The organism is Nocardioides sp. NPDC000445 (assembly GCF_040300245.1).
Classification (GTDB): domain Bacteria; phylum Actinomycetota; class Actinomycetes; order Propionibacteriales; family Nocardioidaceae; genus Nocardioides.
Window position 1 is genome coordinate 37,832 of sequence record NZ_JBEPDH010000007.1, and the last position, 15,973, is coordinate 53,804.

27 protein-coding genes are annotated in these 15,973 nt (G+C 68.0%); 22 read left to right on the top strand and 5 right to left on the bottom strand.

Annotated elements, in window-relative coordinates:
- Positions 1 to 25 precede the first annotated feature (25 nt).
- Complete coding sequence (locus tag ABT304_RS11065; RefSeq protein WP_350715151.1) at positions 26 to 430, top strand: hypothetical protein; 405 nt, start codon at positions 26 to 28, stop codon at positions 428 to 430.
- Here ABT304_RS11065 and ABT304_RS11070 read toward each other — a convergent pair whose 3' ends face one another.
- From ABT304_RS11070 to ABT304_RS11090, 5 genes are read right to left on the bottom strand one after another with little or no spacing between them, the layout of a single operon-like run.
- The gene (locus tag ABT304_RS11070; RefSeq protein WP_350715153.1) at positions 431 to 1,732 is read right to left on the bottom strand and encodes a DUF58 domain-containing protein; all 1,302 of its coding nucleotides are present in this window, start codon (positions 1,730 to 1,732) and stop codon (positions 431 to 433) included.
- The gene (locus ABT304_RS11075; RefSeq protein ID WP_350715155.1) at positions 1,729 to 2,712 is read right to left on the bottom strand and encodes an AAA family ATPase; all 984 of its coding nucleotides are present in this window, start codon (positions 2,710 to 2,712) and stop codon (positions 1,729 to 1,731) included. Before ABT304_RS11075 ends, ABT304_RS11070 begins: the two co-directional genes overlap by 4 nt.
- The gene (locus ABT304_RS11080) at positions 2,709 to 3,854 is read right to left on the bottom strand and encodes a DUF4350 domain-containing protein (protein WP_350715157.1); all 1,146 of its coding nucleotides are present in this window, start codon (positions 3,852 to 3,854) and stop codon (positions 2,709 to 2,711) included. Before ABT304_RS11080 ends, ABT304_RS11075 begins: the two co-directional genes overlap by 4 nt.
- On the bottom strand, positions 3,851 to 4,462 hold the full coding sequence (locus tag ABT304_RS11085) for a DUF4129 domain-containing protein (RefSeq protein WP_350715158.1): 612 nt from the start codon (positions 4,460 to 4,462) through the stop codon (positions 3,851 to 3,853). Before ABT304_RS11085 ends, ABT304_RS11080 begins: the two co-directional genes overlap by 4 nt.
- Positions 4,459 to 5,565: a hypothetical protein gene (locus ABT304_RS11090; RefSeq protein ID WP_350715160.1), complete on the bottom strand. Its 1,107-nt coding sequence runs from the start codon at positions 5,563 to 5,565 to the stop codon at positions 4,459 to 4,461. The genes ABT304_RS11085 and ABT304_RS11090 overlap by 4 nt, the downstream gene beginning before the upstream one ends.
- Positions 5,566 to 5,978: 413 nt before the next feature.
- On the opposite strand from ABT304_RS11090, the gene rpsJ reads away from it, so the two are divergent.
- The 21 genes from rpsJ (at position 5,979) to rplO (ending at position 15,850) form a co-directional block, all read left to right on the top strand.
- Complete coding sequence (gene rpsJ / locus ABT304_RS11095; protein WP_008360994.1) at positions 5,979 to 6,287, top strand: 30S ribosomal protein S10; 309 nt, start codon at positions 5,979 to 5,981, stop codon at positions 6,285 to 6,287.
- A 10-nt stretch (positions 6,288 to 6,297) separates the two neighbouring features.
- On the top strand, positions 6,298 to 6,954 hold the full coding sequence (gene rplC, locus ABT304_RS11100) for a 50S ribosomal protein L3 (RefSeq protein ID WP_091052379.1): 657 nt from the start codon (positions 6,298 to 6,300) through the stop codon (positions 6,952 to 6,954).
- 2 nt (positions 6,955 to 6,956) lie between these two features.
- Positions 6,957 to 7,856 carry a 50S ribosomal protein L4, sunset domain variant gene (rplD, locus tag ABT304_RS11105; RefSeq protein ID WP_350715161.1) on the top strand — a complete coding sequence of 300 codons (900 nt, stop codon included), beginning with the start codon at positions 6,957 to 6,959 and terminating at the stop codon, positions 7,854 to 7,856.
- The gene (gene rplW, locus ABT304_RS11110; RefSeq protein ID WP_008360999.1) at positions 7,853 to 8,149 is read left to right on the top strand and encodes a 50S ribosomal protein L23; all 297 of its coding nucleotides are present in this window, start codon (positions 7,853 to 7,855) and stop codon (positions 8,147 to 8,149) included. The genes rplD and rplW overlap by 4 nt, the downstream gene beginning before the upstream one ends.
- A gap of 16 nt (positions 8,150 to 8,165) precedes the next feature.
- Positions 8,166 to 9,002: a 50S ribosomal protein L2 gene (gene rplB, locus ABT304_RS11115; RefSeq protein WP_160027008.1), complete on the top strand. Its 837-nt coding sequence runs from the start codon at positions 8,166 to 8,168 to the stop codon at positions 9,000 to 9,002.
- 3 nt (positions 9,003 to 9,005) lie between these two features.
- Positions 9,006 to 9,287 (top strand): 30S ribosomal protein S19, encoded by a 282-nt coding sequence (gene rpsS, locus ABT304_RS11120; RefSeq protein ID WP_008361004.1) that lies wholly within the window; start codon positions 9,006 to 9,008, stop codon positions 9,285 to 9,287.
- A complete protein-coding gene (gene rplV / locus ABT304_RS11125) occupies positions 9,284 to 9,703 on the top strand; it encodes a 50S ribosomal protein L22 (protein WP_160027010.1) in 420 nt (139 codons plus the stop codon). The genes rpsS and rplV overlap by 4 nt, the downstream gene beginning before the upstream one ends.
- Positions 9,703 to 10,530: a 30S ribosomal protein S3 gene (gene rpsC / locus ABT304_RS11130; RefSeq protein ID WP_008361007.1), complete on the top strand. Its 828-nt coding sequence runs from the start codon at positions 9,703 to 9,705 to the stop codon at positions 10,528 to 10,530. Before rplV ends, rpsC begins: the two co-directional genes overlap by 1 nt.
- A 3-nt stretch (positions 10,531 to 10,533) precedes the next feature.
- Positions 10,534 to 10,953, top strand: coding sequence for a 50S ribosomal protein L16 (gene rplP, locus ABT304_RS11135; protein WP_008361009.1), 420 nt, complete (start codon positions 10,534 to 10,536; stop codon positions 10,951 to 10,953).
- Positions 10,953 to 11,195: a 50S ribosomal protein L29 gene (gene rpmC / locus ABT304_RS11140; protein ID WP_008361011.1), complete on the top strand. Its 243-nt coding sequence runs from the start codon at positions 10,953 to 10,955 to the stop codon at positions 11,193 to 11,195. Before rplP ends, rpmC begins: the two co-directional genes overlap by 1 nt.
- Positions 11,196 to 11,197: 2 nt before the next feature.
- Positions 11,198 to 11,476 carry a 30S ribosomal protein S17 gene (gene rpsQ, locus ABT304_RS11145; RefSeq protein WP_091052388.1) on the top strand — a complete coding sequence of 93 codons (279 nt, stop codon included), beginning with the start codon at positions 11,198 to 11,200 and terminating at the stop codon, positions 11,474 to 11,476.
- 172 nt (positions 11,477 to 11,648) lie between these two features.
- A complete protein-coding gene (gene rplN / locus ABT304_RS11150; protein WP_008361015.1) occupies positions 11,649 to 12,017 on the top strand; it encodes a 50S ribosomal protein L14 in 369 nt (122 codons plus the stop codon).
- Positions 12,017 to 12,376 carry a 50S ribosomal protein L24 gene (gene rplX / locus ABT304_RS11155; protein ID WP_141806214.1) on the top strand — a complete coding sequence of 120 codons (360 nt, stop codon included), beginning with the start codon at positions 12,017 to 12,019 and terminating at the stop codon, positions 12,374 to 12,376. The genes rplN and rplX overlap by 1 nt, the downstream gene beginning before the upstream one ends.
- A gap of 2 nt (positions 12,377 to 12,378) precedes the next feature.
- Complete coding sequence (gene rplE, locus ABT304_RS11160) at positions 12,379 to 12,939, top strand: 50S ribosomal protein L5 (RefSeq protein ID WP_091052391.1); 561 nt, start codon at positions 12,379 to 12,381, stop codon at positions 12,937 to 12,939.
- 1 nt (position 12,940) lies between these two features.
- Positions 12,941 to 13,126 carry a type Z 30S ribosomal protein S14 gene (locus ABT304_RS11165; protein WP_017932844.1) on the top strand — a complete coding sequence of 62 codons (186 nt, stop codon included), beginning with the start codon at positions 12,941 to 12,943 and terminating at the stop codon, positions 13,124 to 13,126.
- Between the two features lie 86 nt (positions 13,127 to 13,212).
- Positions 13,213 to 13,620: a 30S ribosomal protein S8 gene (gene rpsH, locus ABT304_RS11170; RefSeq protein WP_040755997.1), complete on the top strand. Its 408-nt coding sequence runs from the start codon at positions 13,213 to 13,215 to the stop codon at positions 13,618 to 13,620.
- 22 nt (positions 13,621 to 13,642) lie between these two features.
- On the top strand, positions 13,643 to 14,197 hold the full coding sequence (gene rplF, locus ABT304_RS11175) for a 50S ribosomal protein L6 (RefSeq protein WP_160027012.1): 555 nt from the start codon (positions 13,643 to 13,645) through the stop codon (positions 14,195 to 14,197).
- The gene (gene rplR / locus ABT304_RS11180) at positions 14,197 to 14,580 is read left to right on the top strand and encodes a 50S ribosomal protein L18 (protein ID WP_008361025.1); all 384 of its coding nucleotides are present in this window, start codon (positions 14,197 to 14,199) and stop codon (positions 14,578 to 14,580) included. Before rplF ends, rplR begins: the two co-directional genes overlap by 1 nt.
- Before the next feature lie 34 nt (positions 14,581 to 14,614).
- Positions 14,615 to 15,226, top strand: a complete 612-nt coding sequence (gene rpsE, locus ABT304_RS11185) for a 30S ribosomal protein S5 (protein WP_160027014.1) — start codon at positions 14,615 to 14,617, stop codon at positions 15,224 to 15,226.
- On the top strand, positions 15,226 to 15,408 hold the full coding sequence (gene rpmD, locus ABT304_RS11190) for a 50S ribosomal protein L30 (RefSeq protein ID WP_008361029.1): 183 nt from the start codon (positions 15,226 to 15,228) through the stop codon (positions 15,406 to 15,408). The genes rpsE and rpmD overlap by 1 nt, the downstream gene beginning before the upstream one ends.
- 1 nt (position 15,409) lies before the next feature.
- Complete coding sequence (gene rplO, locus ABT304_RS11195; RefSeq protein WP_091052397.1) at positions 15,410 to 15,850, top strand: 50S ribosomal protein L15; 441 nt, start codon at positions 15,410 to 15,412, stop codon at positions 15,848 to 15,850.
- Positions 15,851 to 15,973: the final 123 nt, after the last annotated feature.

A 15,973-nucleotide genomic window follows, 5' to 3' on the forward strand; every position in this document is an offset into this window, starting at 1 on the left:
AGCGTCCAGACCCAAGGCGTACGCGGTGGAGTTTCCGCACGATGCGACCGAGGACGAGCAGCGGGATCAGGTCCGGGCGCTGCTGAGGCTGCTTCGGCCCTATGGATATGAGTTCCAGACAGACCTGCCGGCCTACGTGGTGTCGCCGCCTGCGGTCGTCGATGCACGGGCGATCCTGCGATCGGTCAAAGGAACGAAGGTCGAGTCCGAGGCCTACGCGCTGACAAGCCTTGTGGACGCGGCCGACGACCGACTCTGGGAAAGCTTCGTCCAGGTCGCGCCGTATGCATTTTCGGCTGAGCTCTGGCAGGACAGTCGGTATCTCGTCTCCCTCGCGGACGAATGCCAGAGCGTTGTCGTCTACCTTGTCCCGGATTCCGACGTCCACGCCGCAGTAGCTGACCGGTTCGACGTTCGGCGGCTCGACTGATCAGAGCTGACCGGTGGCCTTGAGCTGCAGGTAGTGGTCGGCGAGAGCGGGCGGGAGGGACTCGGCGTCGGCGTCGACGATGTCGACGCCGAGGGTGCGGAGCATGGCGGCGGTGTGGTCGCGGCGGCGGAGGGTCTGCTCGGCGGCGGTCGCGGCGTACACGTCCTCGAGGGTGTCGCGGGAGGCGGCGGTGGCCTCGAGCTCGGGGTCGCGGACGGAGGCGATGACGACGCGGTGGTGCTGGGTCAGGACCGGGAGTACGGGGAGGAGCGACTCCTCGATCGCGTGCGGGTCGAGGGGAGTCAGCAGGACGACGAGCGCGCGGTGGCGGCCGAGGCCGGCGACCGCGCCGGCGAGGTTGGACCAGTCGGCTTCGGCGATGACCGGCTCGAGGTCGGCCATCGTCTCCTGCAGGCGCTGGGTGACGTCGCGCTGACCGGCGAGCCGGACCCGGGAGCGTACGCGCAGGTCGCCGGCGATGAAGTCGATCCGGTCGCCTGCCCGAGACGCGATGGCGGCGAGCAGGAGCCCGGCATCCATCGCGGAGTCGAGGCGTGGCACGCCGCCGCCGGCGCCCTCGATCCGGCCGGCCGAGGTGCGCGAGGTGTCGAGCACCAGCACTACGCGGCGGTCCCGCTCCGGCTGCCAGGTGCGGACCACGACCGTGCGGGAGCGGGCGGTGGTGCGCCAGTCGATGGAGCGCACGTCGTCACCGCGCACGTACTCCCGCAGCGAGTCGAACTCCGTCCCCTGCCCGCGCACCCGGACCGCCGCCCGGCCGTCGAGCTCGCGCAGACGCTGAAGCCGCGAGGGCAGGTGCTTGCGCGACTCGAAGGCGGGCAGCACCCGCACCGAGCCCTCCACCGGGATGGTGCGCTGCCGGGCGCCCAGACCCAAGGGCCCGTACGCCCTCACCGTCACGCCCAATGCCCGCAGATCCCCGCGGCGCCGCGGCTGCAGCGGCGCACGCAGCCGGGTGCTGTCGCCCCGACCGAGCCGGATCCGATGCCGGTTGTGATTGGCGCCGGCGGTGGGCTGCCAGGCATCGCGCACCAGGGCCCGGAAGCCGCGGGCGGGGGAGTGGACCACCAGCTCCGACGTCGTCGACTCGCCCAGCCTGATCCCACCGAGCGGAGCCCGGCTGATCTCCAGGGTCGCGGGTTTCGGTGCCAGGAGTACGTCGAGCAGTGCCAGCACCACCACGAGCAGGATCCACATCGCCGCCGTCCCGGCAGTCGGCCTCAGCACGACCGGGACGATGCCGGCGAGCATCAGGAGCGTGACCCGCCAGGTGATGGTCATCGCGGGACGGGGACGGCGCCGATGGCGGAGGAGAGGACCTGGGAGACCTGGACACCCTCGAGCTCGGCCTCGGGGCGCAGGGCCAGGCGATGGGCGAGAGTGGCGTGGGCGAGCGACTTCACGTCGTCGGGAGTCACGAAGTCGCGGCCCGCGAGCCAGGCCCAGGCGCGCGCGGAGCGGAGCAGCGCGGTGGCGCCTCGCGGGGACACCCCGGCCGACAGCGATGGGGACTCGCGGGTCGCCCGGGCGATGTCGACGATGTAGCCGGTGACCTCGGGGGACACCTGGACGGAGCCGACGTGCTGGCGCGCGGCCTCGATGTCGGCGCCCGAGGCGACCGCCGTGACCCCGGCGCCGGCGACGTCGCGCGGGTCGAAGCCGGAGGCGTGCCGGTTGAGGATCTGGACCTCGTCGGAGCGCGAGGGCACCGGGAGGACGACCTTCAGCAGGAACCGGTCCAGCTGGGCCTCCGGGAGCGGGTAGACGCCCTCGTACTCGATCGGGTTCTGGGTCGCGGCCACCAGGAACGGGCGCGGCAGCGCGCGGGTGACCCCGTCGACCGAGACCTGGCCCTCCTCCATCGCCTCGAGCAGCGCCGACTGTGTCTTCGGCGGGGTGCGGTTGATCTCGTCGGCCAGGAGGAGGTTGGTGAAGACCGGCCCCTCCCGGAAGGTGAGCTCGCCGTGGGAGGACTCGACCACCATCGACCCGGTGATGTCGCCGGGCATCAGGTCGGGGGTGAACTGCACCCGGCGGGTCTCGACCGAGAGCGCCGCCGACAGCGACCTGACCAGCAGGGTCTTGGCGGTGCCGGGTACGCCCTCCATGAGCACGTGGCCGCCGCACACCAGCGCGACCAGCAGCCCGGAGACCGCGGCGTCCTGCCCGACGACCGCCTTGGCGACCTCGGCCCGGACCGCGGTGAGCCGCTCCCGTGCGCCGTCGGGCGCCACGTTGGCGATGGTCTCGGATTGGGTCATGGGTGTCGTACCTCTTCCTCAAGGGCAGCCAGCGCGTTGGCCAGCGTGATCAGGTCTTGGTCGTTCTCGATCGGGGCGTCGGTGAGCAGCGCGGAGACCTCGAGATCGGGTCGTCCGGTGTGCTGGGCGACGGCGCGTACGACGGCCTCCGGGGTGACGTCGCGCCCCAGCCGCAGCCGCCGGGCAAGGCGGGTGCGAGCGGCCTGCCGCAGCGTCGTCGCGGCGTGCGTGCGGTCGCCGGAACGGCGGTAGAGCCGGCCCAGGCTGCGCGTCGTCTCCCCGGCCCGGACGTGGACCGGCAACGGCTCGACCGCCAGCGGACCCAGCCGCCGTCCGCGGGCGATGGCGAAGGCGACGACCGCGAGCAGCAGGAGCCACAGGGCCGGCTTGATCCAGCGCGGCAGCAGCGAGCTGGGGGAGTGGGCCTCGTCGGGCGCGAGGTCCTCGAAGGAGGGGACGTACCAGACCAGGTGGTCGTTCTCGCCCAGCAGCCGCAGCGCCACCGCCGCGTTGTCCGCCCGCAGGATCTGGTCGTTGGTCAGCACCTGCGGCGCGCCCCAGACGGTGAGCCCCTCGGCGGGCGCCAGCACCGCGCCGCCCTCGTGCGTGAAGCAGAAGCCGGTGTCGTACGCGGTGACCGCATCGGCCTGGATACTGAGCCCTTCCCAGCGCGGGTCGTCGCAGGCCGCTTCGACCTTCTCGGGCGTCTGGGCGACCGAATAGGGGATGCCGAGCATCGCCGACACGTAGGGAGCGGGCTCGGCCAGGATCAGCCCGGCGGCATCGTCGGTGCGCTCGCGCAGCCGGGAGGCGGTGTCCTCGCCGAGCGCGTCGGTGCCGGTCACGAAGACCGTGGTGTTCCGCCCGATCTCGGTGCTCTCCAGGCGCTTCGACGAGCGGACGATCTCGACCTCGACACCGTGATCCTCGAGTACCTCGACGAGCGCCCGGGTGCCGTCGGGGTCGGGGCTCTCGGGATCGTACGCGGCGAAGGACTCCCCGCCCTTCGGCGTCGCGATGTACGCCAGCACGACCGCGATCACGAAGGCCAGCGCGACGATCAGAAGCGGGCGGTTCCTTCGGAACCAGCCCAAGCGTCCGGCGGTCGCGTCCGCCGGGCTCGCCGGAGCCTGCGTGCTCATCGCGCCACCGCCAGCTCCTGCTCGAGAGCGAGGACGCCCTCGGCCTGCTCACGCGTGGCGGGGTGGTGGCCGTAGAGCACCTCGTTGAACAGCTCCGCGGCCTGCCCGGCGCGGCCATCGAGCGACATCTCCCGCTCCAGGCTCGCGGCGACCTCGGCGGCGGTCAGCCCGGGATCCTCCGCGAGCCGGCCGCGCTCGACCTGCCGCCGGGCCAGGGCCCGGAACCCGTCGATGACCGCGGCGCCATGATCCCCTGAGGCGTACGCCGCCTCGGCCCGCGCCCGGAGCGCGGCCGCGGAGAGCGACTCGTCGGTGAGGACGTCGCCGTTGCGGTCGCGGGCGACCCGAGGGCTGCGCCGGGCCCGCGAGACCAGCAGGCCGATCCCGACCAGGAGCGCTGCGAAGACGACCATCGCGGCGACGGTCTGCGCCCAGGGCACGTCGCCGACCGACGGCAGGCCGTCGGACAGGGTGCGCTCGATCCAGCGCAGGATCCGCTCGATGAGGTCGAGGTCGTGGTACTCCGGGTCGGCGAGCTCGCGCCGAAGCCAGGAGCGACCCTCCTCGGGCGTCGGCGCCAGGGGAGGAGTCTGTTGGAGGAGGATCATCTGGTCAGCAGCCCGGCCTGCTCCATCAGCTCGACCTCGTAGGACTCCTTGCGGATGCGCTGGTCGAGATACTGCAGGTTGGTCACCGCGCCGCTGAACGGGGTCACGATCGCAGCGGAGACCACGGTCGAGACGGCGCTGCCGGCGATGGTCGCCAGGAAGTAGAGGTCCGGCTGGACGATGCCCACGACGCTGGCGACCAGGCTGATCGGGAAGGCGACGATCTGGGAGGCGAAGCCGACGATGATGGCGGCCAGCAGCCAGATCCCGAAGAGCCGCCAGAACTGCCGCGCCGACAGCTTCCAGGCCCGTCCGATGGCGCCGAAGACACCGGCGCTCTCCAGCATCAGCGCCGGCACCGCGAGCAGGTAGAGCCGCACCGTCAGGAAGAGGACGGCCACGATCAGCAGCAGGAACATCAGGATGCCGACCAGGATCGCCGGGACGGGGCTGTCGACGACGAGCGCGAGCACCACCACGGGACTCGCCGCGATCGCCAGGACCAGGGTGAAGGTCACCGCGCTCAGCAGCGCCAGCCCGATCAGCCGCCAGCGGTTGCCGTGGGTCGCCGCCCACGCCTGCGCGAGGGTGAGCTTGCGGCCGATCGCGGCGGCATGGGCGACGTGGGAGATCATCCCGGCCACCAGGATCGCGCCGATCGCCTGCAGGACCGAGCCGAGGAACAAGGATCCGATGGCCACCAGCACGCCGATGATCTCGGAGCCACCGGGCGAGTAGTTCGGGTCCTCGATGGTCGTCCCGAACCACTCCAGGCTGTCGCCGGTGATGGTCATCGCCGCGGTCACGCCCAGCGGGATGGCCATCGCGACCGCCGCCACGAGGACCGAGGCACCGACCGTGGCGCCGGGGTTGAAGCGTACGAGCCGGAAGGCGCCGTCGAGCATGTCGCCGAGGCCCAACGGACGCAACGGGATCGCTCCCGGCTTGTGAGCCGGCGGCAGCGGCTGGGCCCACGCCGGATGCACCGGTGGGGACTGCACCGGCTGGGACTGCACCGGCTGGCCCGGCGGGGGTGGGGTCGACGGGTTCGCCGCGCCCTGGTGAGGTTGCTCACCCGGTGGGGGTGGCCACACTCCTGACATCCTGATGCTCCTCGTCGCGACGACCGGCGAACTCGCTCGGTTGGGGGCATCCTCTCAGAGCGACCCAGACGACATCGTTGATTTGGAGCCACCTGCGTACGCGTGACAAGATTCTCTGGTTGCTCCGGTGAACTGTCGCTGGGGTGCGCACACCTTGACTACTGAATCGCGTCACCTGAGCAGGCTGATCAGCCTGTCCGGATGTGGTCTGTGGTCGCCGTGTGCCCATCCCGAAGGCGTGGTTCCAGTGAAGCTGATGGTGAAAGTCCCGTCGAGAGCTCGGCGTTCGCTTGTGGAAAATAAGCGACACGCCCGACCGCGGGGGTCGGAGCCAGAGGTGAGCAACCGGGCCGACTCAGCCGGAGGAAGCCTGTAGCACGCGGCACGCTGACCAAGAAGGACGAGAGAGACAGATGGCGGGACAGAAGATCCGCATCAGGCTCAAGGCCTATGACCACGAGGTGATCGACACCTCGGCGCGAAAGATCGTGGACACGGTCACCCGTACGGGTGCCAAGGTCGCCGGCCCGGTGCCGCTGCCGACCGAGAAGAACGTGTACTGCGTCATCCGCTCGCCCCACAAGTACAAGGACTCGCGCGAGCACTTCGAGATGCGCACCCACAAGCGCCTCATCGACATCATCGACCCGACCCCGAAGACTGTTGACTCCCTCATGCGGCTCGACCTGCCTGCTGGTGTCGACATCGAGATCAAGCTCTGAGGTTGACGACATGACGATCGAACGCAACGTGAAGGGTCTCCTGGGCACCAAGCTCGGCATGACCCAGCTGTGGGACGAGAACAACGTCGTCGTCCCTGTGACCGTCATCGCGGCGAACACCAACGTCGTGACCCAGGTCCGCACCCCCGAGGCCGACGGCTACAACGCCGTGCAGATCGGCTACGGCGAGATCGACGGCCGCAAGGTGAACAAGCCGGGCGCCGGCCAGTTCGAGAAGGCCGGCACCACGCCGCGCCGCCACCTGGCCGAGATCCGCACCGCCGACGCCGCGTCGTACTCCGCCGGCCAGGAGCTCCCCGTCGACACCTTCGCCATCGGCGAGGAGATCGACGTGACGGGCACCTCGAAGGGCAAGGGTTTCGCGGGCACCATGAAGCGTCACGGCTTCTCCGGTGTCGGTGCCTCCCACGGTGCCCACCGCAACCACCGCAAGCCGGGATCGATCGGCGCTTGCGCCACCCCGGGTCGCGTGTTCAAGGGCGTCCGCATGGCCGGTCACATGGGTACTGACACCGTCACCACCCAGAACCTGACCGTGCACGCCGTCGACACCGAGAAGGGCCTCATCCTGGTCAAGGGCGCCATTCCTGGCCCCAAGGGTGGCCTCGTGGTCCTCCGCTCGGCTGCTAAGAAGCTGGAGGCCTGATCATGGCTATCAAGACTGTCAAGGTCGACTTCCCGGCTGAGATCTTCGATGTTGAGGTCAACATCCCGCTGATCCACCAGGTCGTCGTCGCGCAGCAGGCCGCTGCGCGCCAGGGCACGCACTCCACCAAGACCCGCGGCGAGGTCCGCGGCGGTGGACGCAAGCCCTACAAGCAGAAGGGCACCGGTCGCGCCCGTCAGGGTTCGACCCGCGCGCCGCAGTTCGCCGGTGGTGGCACCGTCCACGGCCCGCAGCCGCGTGACTACAGCCAGCGCACCCCCAAGAAGATGAAGGCTGCCGCCCTCCGCGGTGCCCTCTCCGACCGGGCCCGCGCCGGCCAGATCCACGTGGCCGAGTTCGCCCTCGAGGCGCCCTCGACCAAGACCGCGCTGACCGCCCTCAAGGCGATCTCGGACGTCAAGCGTTACCTCGTCGTCCTGGACCGCTCCGAGTCCGTCGCCGCGCTGAGCCTGCGCAACGCCCCTGAGGTGCACCTGCTCTGGGCCGACCAGCTCAACACCTACGACGTCCTCGTCTCCGACGACGTTGTCTTCTCCAAGCCGGCCTTCGAGGTCTTCATCTCGGGCAAGCCGGTCGTCGCCGCCAAGGAGACCGTCACCATCGGTGAGGTCGAGAAGGACGCGATCAAGGAGGCTGCCGTCGAGCCCGCCAAGGAGATCGACCTCCCCGAGGGCGCTGTCGCGCCGCTCGAGGACGGCTCGGCCCCCGAGGGCTTCGACATCAAGGGCAACGTCAAGGGCAAGGACAAGAAGTTCCACGCCCCGGGCGGCCGTTGGTACGAGTCCACCAAGGCGGAGTTCTACTTCAAGTCCGCCGAGGACGCCATCGCCGCCGGTTTCGTCGAGGCCGGCAAGAAGAAGGCTGAGGAGGCTGACAAGTGAGCACGCTGCACTACGACCCCCGCGACATTCTGATCGCGCCGGTGGTCTCCGAGAAGAGCTACGGCCTCCTCGACCAGAACAAGTACACCTTCATCGTTCGCCCCGACGCGAACAAGACCGAGATCAAGATCGCGGTCGAGAAGGTGTTCGACGTCAAGGTGACCTCGGTCAACACGATCAACCGCAAGGGCAAGGCCCGTCGTACGCGTTACGGCCTGGGCAAGCGCCCCGACACCAAGCGCGCGATCGTCTCCCTGGCTGAGGGCGACCGCATCGACATCTTCGGCGCGTGAGAAGGACTGACTGAACATGGCTATTCGTAAGTACAAGCCGACCACCCCGGGCCGTCGTGGCTCGTCGGTGGCCGACTTCGCCGAGATCACTCGGACCACGCCGGAGAAGTCGCTGACGGTGCCCCTTCCCAAGAAGGGCGGCCGCAACAACCAGGGCCGTATCACCACCCGCCACAAGGGTGGTGGCCACAAGCGGGCCTACCGGATCATCGACTTCCGTCGCTACGACAAGGACGGCGTGCCGGCCAAGGTCGCTCACATCGAGTACGACCCGAACCGCACCGCCCGTATCGCCCTGCTGCACTACTTCGACGGCGAGAAGCGCTACATCCTCGCGCCCGTCGGCGTGAGCCAGGGCACCGTCGTGGAGTCCGGTCCCACCGCCGACATCAAGCCCGGCAACAACCTCCCGCTGCGCAACATCCCGGTTGGTACCACCATCCACGCTGTTGAGCTGCGTCCGGGTGGCGGCGCGAAGATCGCCCGCTCCGCCGGCATGAGCGCCCAGCTGGTCGCTCGCGAGGGCTCCAAGGCCACGCTGCGTATGCCTTCGGGTGAGATGCGCTTCGTCGACGTGCGCTGCCGCGCCACCGTCGGTGAGGTCGGCAACGCCGAGCAGTCCAACATCAACTGGGGTAAGGCCGGCCGTATGCGGTGGAAGGGCGTTCGCCCGACCGTCCGCGGTGTCGTCATGAACCCGGTCGACCACCCGCACGGTGGTGGTGAGGGTAAGACCTCTGGTGGCCGTCACCCGGTCAGCCCCTGGGGTAAGCCCGAGGGCCGTACGCGTAAGCGCAAGGCCTCTGACTCGCAGATCATCCGCCGCCGTAAGAGCGGGAAGGGTAGGAAGTAAGCAATGCCTCGCAGCCTGAAGAAGGGCCCCTTCATCGACGACCACCTTCAGAAGAAGGTGGACGCCGAGAACGAGAAGGGCACCCACAACGTGATCAAGACCTGGTCGCGCCGCTCGATGATCGTGCCCGAGATGATCGGTCACACCATCGCGGTGCACGACGGTCGCAAGCACGTCCCGGTCTTCGTGTCCGACTCGATGGTCGGTCACAAGCTGGGCGAGTTCGCCCCGACCCGCACGTTCAAGGGTCACATCAAGGACGACCGGAAGGGACGCCGTCGATGACCACCACCGAACGGCAGCGCATCAGCGCCCGCCGCGACTCCCTGCTCGGCGACCAGCCGGGTGCCTTCGCGAGTGCCCGCTTCGTGCGGATCACCCCGCTGAAGGCACGCCGCGTCGTCGACCTGGTCCGCGGCCTGCCCGTCGACGAGGCTCTGTCCCTGCTGCAGTTCGCGCCGCAGGCAGCCTCCGAGACTGTTTACAAGGTTCTCGAGAGCGCCATCGCCAACGCGGTGACGACCGAGGGTCTGGACCGTGACGACCTCGTCGTCTCGGTCGCCATGGTCGACGAAGGTCCGACCATGAAGCGCTGGCGTCCCCGCGCCCAGGGCCGTGCGACCCGCATCAACAAGCGGACCTCGCACATCACCCTGGTCGTGCAGCCGGCCGACGTCGTCGAGAAGGGCGGTAAGAAGTAATGGGTCAGAAGATCAACCCGAACGGCTTCCGCCTGGGCATCTCGACCGACCACAAGTCGCGTTGGTACGCCGACAAGCAGTACAAGGAGTACGTCGGCGAGGACGTCAAGATCCGCAAGCTGCTCAGCAAGGGCATGGAGCGGGCCGGCATCGCCAAGGTCGAGATCGAGCGCACCCGTGACCGCGTCCGTGTGGACATCCACACCGCGCGTCCCGGCATCGTCATCGGTCGCCGCGGCGCCGAGGCCGACCGCCTCCGCACCGAGCTGGAGAAGCTCACCGGCAAGCAGGTTCAGCTGAACATCCTCGAGGTCAAGAACCCCGAGGTCGACGCTCAGCTGGTCGCCCAGGGTGTCGCCGAGCAGCTCAGCGGTCGCGTGCAGTTCCGTCGCGCGATGCGCAAGGCCATGCAGACCACCATGCGCTCCGGTGCCAAGGGCATCCGGATCCAGTGCTCGGGTCGTCTGAACGGCGCGGAGATGTCGCGTACCGAGTTCTACCGCGAGGGTCGCGTGCCGCTGCACACCCTTCGCGCGGACATCGACTACGGCTTCTACGAGGCCCGCACGACCTTCGGCCGCATCGGCGTGAAGGTCTGGATCTACAAGGGCGAGGTCTCCGGATCGCGCGCCGAGCGTCAGGCCGCCCAGGCCGCCCGTGCGGGCGTCCCGGGTCGCGGTGGCAACGACCGTCGCGGTGGCCGCGGCGACCGTCCGTCGCGTGGCTCCCGTGGTGACCGCCCGAACCGCGCTGACCGCGCGGCGAAGACTGAGGCGCCGGCTGCCGCTGAGGCTCCCGCCGCCGAGACCACGTCCCAGGAGGGCTGACCCATGCTGATGCCCCGTCGCGTCAAGCACCGCAAGCAGCACCACCCGAAGCGCACTGGCGTGGCCAAGGGTGGCACGAAGCTGGCCTTCGGTGACTACGGCATCCAGGCGATCGAGGGTCACTACGTGACCAACCGCCAGATCGAGGCAGCGCGTATCGCGATGACTCGTCACATCAAGCGAGGCGGCAAGGTGTGGATCAACATCTACCCCGACGTCCCGCTGACCAAGAAGCCCGCCGAGACCCGCATGGGTTCCGGTAAGGGTTCGCCCGAGTGGTGGGTCGCCAACGTCAAGCCGGGCCGCGTCATGTTCGAGCTCTCCGGTGTCGACGAGAACACGGCCCGCGAGGCGATGCGCCGCGCGATCCACAAGCTGCCCATGAAGTGCCGTTTCATCACGCGAGAGGCTGGTGAGTTCTGATGGCTAACTCCCTGCAGGCGTTCGAGCTGGACGAGCTCACCGACGTCGACCTCGAGGCGAAGCTGCGCGAGGCGAAGGAGGAGCTGTTCAACCTCCGGTTCCAGGCGGCCACCGGCCAGCTGGAGAGCCACGGTCGGCTCCGCACCGTCAAGAAGGACATCGCCCGGATCTACACCGTGGTGCGTGAGCGCGAGCTCGGCATCCGCGTGGCCCCGGGCACCGAGACCACCGAGGAGGCCTGATCATGGCTGAGTCCACCACGGACACCACCGAGCGCAACACGCGCAAGGTGCGCGAGGGCCTCGTCGTCAGCGACAAGATGGACAAGACCATCGTCGTCGAGGTCGAGGACCGCGTGAAGCACCCGCTCTACGGCAAGGTCATGCGCCGTAGCAGCAAGCTCAAGGCTCACGACGAGCAGAACACCGCCGGCATCGGCGACCGCGTCCTGGTCATGGAGACCCGGCCGCTGTCCGCCACCAAGCGGTGGCGCCTCGTCGAGGTCGTCGAGCGCGCCAAGTGATCCTCGTCTCGTAAGAGACGGATCCGGCTGGCGACAAACGTCGCCAAATTGACCAAAGGGCGCAGGTCCAGCGACCATTGTTCGCTGGGCCTGTGCCCATCAAATCCCATTACGTTCGGCAAGGCTCGACCGCCCTGGATGCGGTTGAGAACCAGCTCGACAAGGAGAAGTAATGATCCAGCAGGAGTCGCGACTCAAGGTCGCCGACAACACTGGTGCGAAGGAGATCCTTTGCATTCGTGTGCTCGGTGGTTCCGGTCGTCGCTACGCCGGCATCGGCGACACCATCGTCGCCACCGTCAAGGACGCTATCCCCGGTGGCAACGTGAAGAAGGGTGACGTCGTCAAGGCCGTCATCGTGCGCACCGTCAAGGAGCGCCGCCGCGCTGACGGCTCGTACATCCGCTTCGACGAGAACGCCGCCGTCATTCTCAAGAACGACGGCGAGCCGCGAGGCACCCGCATCTTCGGCCCTGTCGGCCGTGAGCTGCGCGACAAGAAGTTCATGAAGATCATCTCGCTCGCGCCGGAGGTGCTGTGATGGGTCGCTCGCACATCAAGAAGGGCGACACCGTCAAGGTGATCGCTGGTAAGGACAAGGGCGGCTCCGGCAAGGTGATCGCTGTCCTCACCCAGGAGGACCGTGTGATCGTCGAGGGCATCAACCTCGTCAAGAAGCACACCAAGGTCCAGGACCAGGGCGGCCGCGCCGGCACCACCGGCGGCATCGTGAACACCGAGGCCCCGATCCACGTTTCCAACGTCCAGCTGCTCGAGGGTGGCGAGCCGGTTCGCGTCGGCTTCCGCCGTGAGACGGTCCAGAAGCGTCGCCCCGACGGGTCGACGTACGCCGCCGAGCGCAGCGTTCGCATCTCGCGCAAGACCGGTAAGGACATCTGATCATGACCGACACCGCTGTGGCCCCGCGCCTCAAGACGAAGTACCGCGAGGAGATCGCCCCGGCCCTGCAGGCCGAGTTCGAGATCCCGAATGTCATGCAGATCCCCGGTCTGACCAAGATCGTCGTCAACATGGGTGTGGGCGAGGCTGCTCGCGACTCCAAGCTGATCGAGGGCGCTGTCAACGACCTGACCGCGATCACCGGCCAGAAGCCGCTGATCAACAAGGCGAAGAAGTCCATCGCGCAGTTCAAGCTGCGTGAGGGCATGCCGATCGGTGCGCACGTCACGCTGCGCGGCGACCGCATGTGGGAGTTCCTCGACCGCCTGCTCTCGCTCGCGCTGCCCCGCATCAGGGACTTCCGCGGTCTCAACGGCAAGCAGTTCGACGGCAACGGCAACTACACCTTCGGTCTCACCGAGCAGGTCATGTTCCACGAGATCAACCAGGACAAGATCGACCGCTCGCGGGGCATGGACATCACCCTCGTGACGACTGCCACCAACGACGACCAGGGTCGCGCGCTGCTCAAGGCGCTCGGCTTCCCGTTCAAGGAGAACTGAGATGGCGAAGACCGCTCTCAAGGTGAAGGCCGCCCGCAAGCCGAAGTTTGCGGTTCGCGGTTACACCCGCTGCCAGCGCTGCGGCCGCCCGAAGGCTGTGTTCCGCAAGTTCGGCCTGTGCCGTATCTGCCTGCGCGAGATGGCCCACCGGGGCGAGCTGCCCGGCGTCACCAAGTCCTCCTGGTGAGCGATCACCGTTCCAACCACTGACGTTGAAGGTCCTCATGACTGTGTGTCGTGAGGAAACCACTACGAGAAAGGGCCGTTCGGCCAATGACGATGACTGACCCGATCGCAGACATGCTCACTCGTCTGCGTAACGCCAACCAGGCGTACCACGATGCGGTTTCGATGCCGTACAGCAAGCTGAAGCAGGGCGTCGCTGAGATCCTCCAGCAGGAGGGCTACATCACCAAGTACGAGGTGCTGGAGCCCACCGAGGGCCAGGTCGGCAAGACCCTGTCGATCACCCTCAAGTACGGCCGCAACCGTGAGCGCTCGATTGCCGGCGTACGCCGCATCAGCAAGCCCGGTCTGCGTGTCTACGCGAAGCACACCGGTCTCCCGAAGGTGCTCGGCGGCCTCGGCGTCGCGATCATCTCGACGAGCCAGGGTCTGCTGACCGACCGCCAGGCGAACAAGAAGGGCGTAGGTGGGGAAGTCCTCGCCTACGTCTGGTAATCAGGGAAGGGAGAGAGAAGACATGTCGCGTATTGGCAAGCTCCCCGTCCCGGTTCCGGCCGGCGTGGACGTCACCATCGACGGCCAGGTCGTGAGCGTCAAGGGCCCCAAGGGTTTCCTGTCGCACACCGTGGCCGAGCCGATCACCGTCGAGAAGGGCCAGGACGACGAGGGCCGTGGCGTCCTCGACGTCAAGCGCCCCGACGACAGCCGGGACAACAAGGCCCTCCACGGCCTGTCCCGCACGCTGATCAACAACATGGTCCTGGGTGTCACCGAGGGCTACGAGAAGAAGCTCGAGATCGTCGGCGTGGGTTACCGCGTGCTGTCGAAGGGCCCGACCAAGCTGGAGTTCCAGCTGGGTTACTCCCACTCGATCGTCTTCGACGCGCCCGAGGGCATCACCTTCACCACCGACGGTCCGACCAAGCTCGGTGTCGTCGGCATCGACAAGCAGCTCGTCGGTGAGGTCGCGGCCAACATTCGCAAGCTGCGCAAGCCGGAGCCCTACAAGGGCAAGGGCGTTCGTTACGCCGGCGAGAACATCCGCCGCAAGGTCGGAAAGGCTGGTAAGTGATGGCCATCTCGCTGTCGAACAACAAGCACACCGCTTCCCGTGTCCGCTCGCGCCTGCGTCGTCAGGCCCGCGGTCGCAAGAAGATCGAGGGTACGCCGGAGCGCCCGCGCCTCGTCGTGACCCGGTCGGCCAAGCACATCACCGCCCAGGTCGTCGACGACCTGGCCGGCAAGACGCTTGCCTCGGCTTCGACCATCGAGGGCGACCTGCGGTCGGCCTCCGGTGACAAGACCGCCAAGGCCAAGCAGGTCGGCGAGCTGGTTGCGTCGCGTGCCAAGGCCGCTGGGGTGGAGACCGTCGTCTTCGACCGTGCCGGCAACAAGTACCACGGCCGTGTCGCCGCGCTCGCCGATGGCGCGCGCGAGGCCGGTCTGACCTTCTGATCGCAACGATCGAACGAGAGAAGAGGAAAGTCTGATGAGCGGAGCCCAGCGCGGACAGCGTGGTGGCGAGCGCCGAGGTCGCGACGACCGTCGCAACCAGAGCGCCGACAAGACCGCCTACATCGAGAAGGTCGTCGCGATCAACCGAGTTGCCAAGGTCGTGAAGGGTGGTCGTCGCTTCAGCTTCACCGCCCTTGTGATCGTCGGTGACGGTGAAGGTCTGGTCGGCGTCGGCTACGGTAAGGCGAAGGAAGTTCCCGCGGCGATCGCCAAGGGTGTCGAGGAAGCGAAGAAGCACTTCTTCCGCGTTCCCCGCATCCAGGGCACGATCCCGCACCCGGTGCAGGGTGAGAAGGCCGCTGGTGTGGTCCTTCTTCGTCCGGCCGCCCCTGGTACCGGTGTCATCGCCGGTGGCCCGGTGCGCGCCGTCCTGGAGTGCGCCGGCATCCACGACGTGCTGAGCAAGTCGCTCGGTTCGTCCAACCAGATCAACATCGTCCACGCGACGGTGGAGGCCCTCAGGATGCTCGAGACGCCTGAGGCTGTCGCCGCCCGCCGTGGTCTCCCCGTTGAGGACGTCGCCCCCGACGCGCTGCTCAAGGCGCAGGCCGAGGCTACGGCTCCCGCTGTGGAGGTGTCGGCCTGATGGCGCAGCTGAAGGTCCAGCAGAAGAAGGGCCTCGTTGGTCTCAAGCAGAACCAGCGAGACACCCTGCGTACGCTCGGTCTCAAGCGGATCGGCGACGTGGTCGTCAAGGAGGACCGCCCGGAGATCCGCGGCATGGTCCAGACCGTCCGTCACCTGGTGACGGTCGAGGAGGTCGACTGATATGGCACTCAAGGTGCACAACCTGGCGCCGGCTCCCGGTGCCAAGAAGGCCAAGACCCGTGTGGGTCGTGGTGAGGCGTCCAAGGGTAAGACGGCCGGCCGTGGTACCAAGGGCACGAAGGCCCGTTACCAGGTCCCCGCTTACTTCGAGGGTGGCCAGACCCCGATGCACATGCGACTCCCCAAGCTGAAGGGTTTCAAGAACCCCTTCAAGGTGGAGTTCCAGGTCGTCAACCTCGACAAGCTCAACGAGCTTTTCCCCGAGGGTGGCGTCGTCACCCCCGAGACCCTGATCGAGAAGGGTGCCGTCCGCAAGGGCCACCCGGTCAAGGTCCTGGGCCAGGGTGACCTGACCGTCAAGGTCGAGATCAGCGCCAACGCCTTCTCCGGCACTGCCAAGGAGAAGATCGAGGCCGCTGGCGGAACTGTCACGGTTCTCTGACAGTTCTACTAACGTAGAGCCTGTCACGTGGGAGCGCGGCCGGGTCGCCCCTTCGGGGTCCCGACCGCGCTCCCGCTGTTTCAGCCCTACGTGCAAGAACTGCCGTGGGGGCTGTTAGGCTGC

What these genes read in the sequence shown, in the direction of transcription:
- rpsJ (WP_008360994.1), top strand. Translation starts at nt 5,979, where the DNA reads ATGGCGGGACAGAAGATCCGCATCAGGCTCAAGGCCTATGACCACGAG.
- rplN (WP_008361015.1), top strand. Translation starts at nt 11,649, where the DNA reads ATGATCCAGCAGGAGTCGCGACTCAAGGTCGCCGACAACACTGGTGCG.
- rpsS (WP_008361004.1), top strand. Translation starts at nt 9,006, where the DNA reads ATGCCTCGCAGCCTGAAGAAGGGCCCCTTCATCGACGACCACCTTCAG.
- rpmC (WP_008361011.1), top strand. Translation starts at nt 10,953, where the DNA reads ATGGCTAACTCCCTGCAGGCGTTCGAGCTGGACGAGCTCACCGACGTC.
- rplE (WP_091052391.1), top strand. Translation starts at nt 12,379, where the DNA reads ATGACCGACACCGCTGTGGCCCCGCGCCTCAAGACGAAGTACCGCGAG.
- ABT304_RS11070 (WP_350715153.1), bottom strand. Translation starts at nt 1,732, where the DNA reads ATGACCATCACCTGGCGGGTCACGCTCCTGATGCTCGCCGGCATCGTC.
- ABT304_RS11075 (WP_350715155.1), bottom strand. Translation starts at nt 2,712, where the DNA reads ATGACCCAATCCGAGACCATCGCCAACGTGGCGCCCGACGGCGCACGG.
- rpmD (WP_008361029.1), top strand. Translation starts at nt 15,226, where the DNA reads ATGGCGCAGCTGAAGGTCCAGCAGAAGAAGGGCCTCGTTGGTCTCAAG.
- rplF (WP_160027012.1), top strand. Translation starts at nt 13,643, where the DNA reads ATGTCGCGTATTGGCAAGCTCCCCGTCCCGGTTCCGGCCGGCGTGGAC.
- rplC (WP_091052379.1), top strand. Translation starts at nt 6,298, where the DNA reads ATGACGATCGAACGCAACGTGAAGGGTCTCCTGGGCACCAAGCTCGGC.
- ABT304_RS11090 (WP_350715160.1), bottom strand. Translation starts at nt 5,565, where the DNA reads ATGTCAGGAGTGTGGCCACCCCCACCGGGTGAGCAACCTCACCAGGGC.
- rplR (WP_008361025.1), top strand. Translation starts at nt 14,197, where the DNA reads ATGGCCATCTCGCTGTCGAACAACAAGCACACCGCTTCCCGTGTCCGC.
- rplB (WP_160027008.1), top strand. Translation starts at nt 8,166, where the DNA reads ATGGCTATTCGTAAGTACAAGCCGACCACCCCGGGCCGTCGTGGCTCG.
- ABT304_RS11085 (WP_350715158.1), bottom strand. Translation starts at nt 4,462, where the DNA reads ATGATCCTCCTCCAACAGACTCCTCCCCTGGCGCCGACGCCCGAGGAG.
- rpsQ (WP_091052388.1), top strand. Translation starts at nt 11,198, where the DNA reads ATGGCTGAGTCCACCACGGACACCACCGAGCGCAACACGCGCAAGGTG.
- rplX (WP_141806214.1), top strand. Translation starts at nt 12,017, where the DNA reads ATGGGTCGCTCGCACATCAAGAAGGGCGACACCGTCAAGGTGATCGCT.
- rpsE (WP_160027014.1), top strand. Translation starts at nt 14,615, where the DNA reads ATGAGCGGAGCCCAGCGCGGACAGCGTGGTGGCGAGCGCCGAGGTCGC.
- rpsH (WP_040755997.1), top strand. Translation starts at nt 13,213, where the DNA reads ATGACGATGACTGACCCGATCGCAGACATGCTCACTCGTCTGCGTAAC.
- rplO (WP_091052397.1), top strand. Translation starts at nt 15,410, where the DNA reads ATGGCACTCAAGGTGCACAACCTGGCGCCGGCTCCCGGTGCCAAGAAG.
- rplP (WP_008361009.1), top strand. Translation starts at nt 10,534, where the DNA reads ATGCTGATGCCCCGTCGCGTCAAGCACCGCAAGCAGCACCACCCGAAG.
- rplV (WP_160027010.1), top strand. Translation starts at nt 9,284, where the DNA reads ATGACCACCACCGAACGGCAGCGCATCAGCGCCCGCCGCGACTCCCTG.
- ABT304_RS11165 (WP_017932844.1), top strand. Translation starts at nt 12,941, where the DNA reads ATGGCGAAGACCGCTCTCAAGGTGAAGGCCGCCCGCAAGCCGAAGTTT.
- rpsC (WP_008361007.1), top strand. Translation starts at nt 9,703, where the DNA reads ATGGGTCAGAAGATCAACCCGAACGGCTTCCGCCTGGGCATCTCGACC.
- rplD (WP_350715161.1), top strand. Translation starts at nt 6,957, where the DNA reads ATGGCTATCAAGACTGTCAAGGTCGACTTCCCGGCTGAGATCTTCGAT.
- ABT304_RS11080 (WP_350715157.1), bottom strand. Translation starts at nt 3,854, where the DNA reads ATGAGCACGCAGGCTCCGGCGAGCCCGGCGGACGCGACCGCCGGACGC.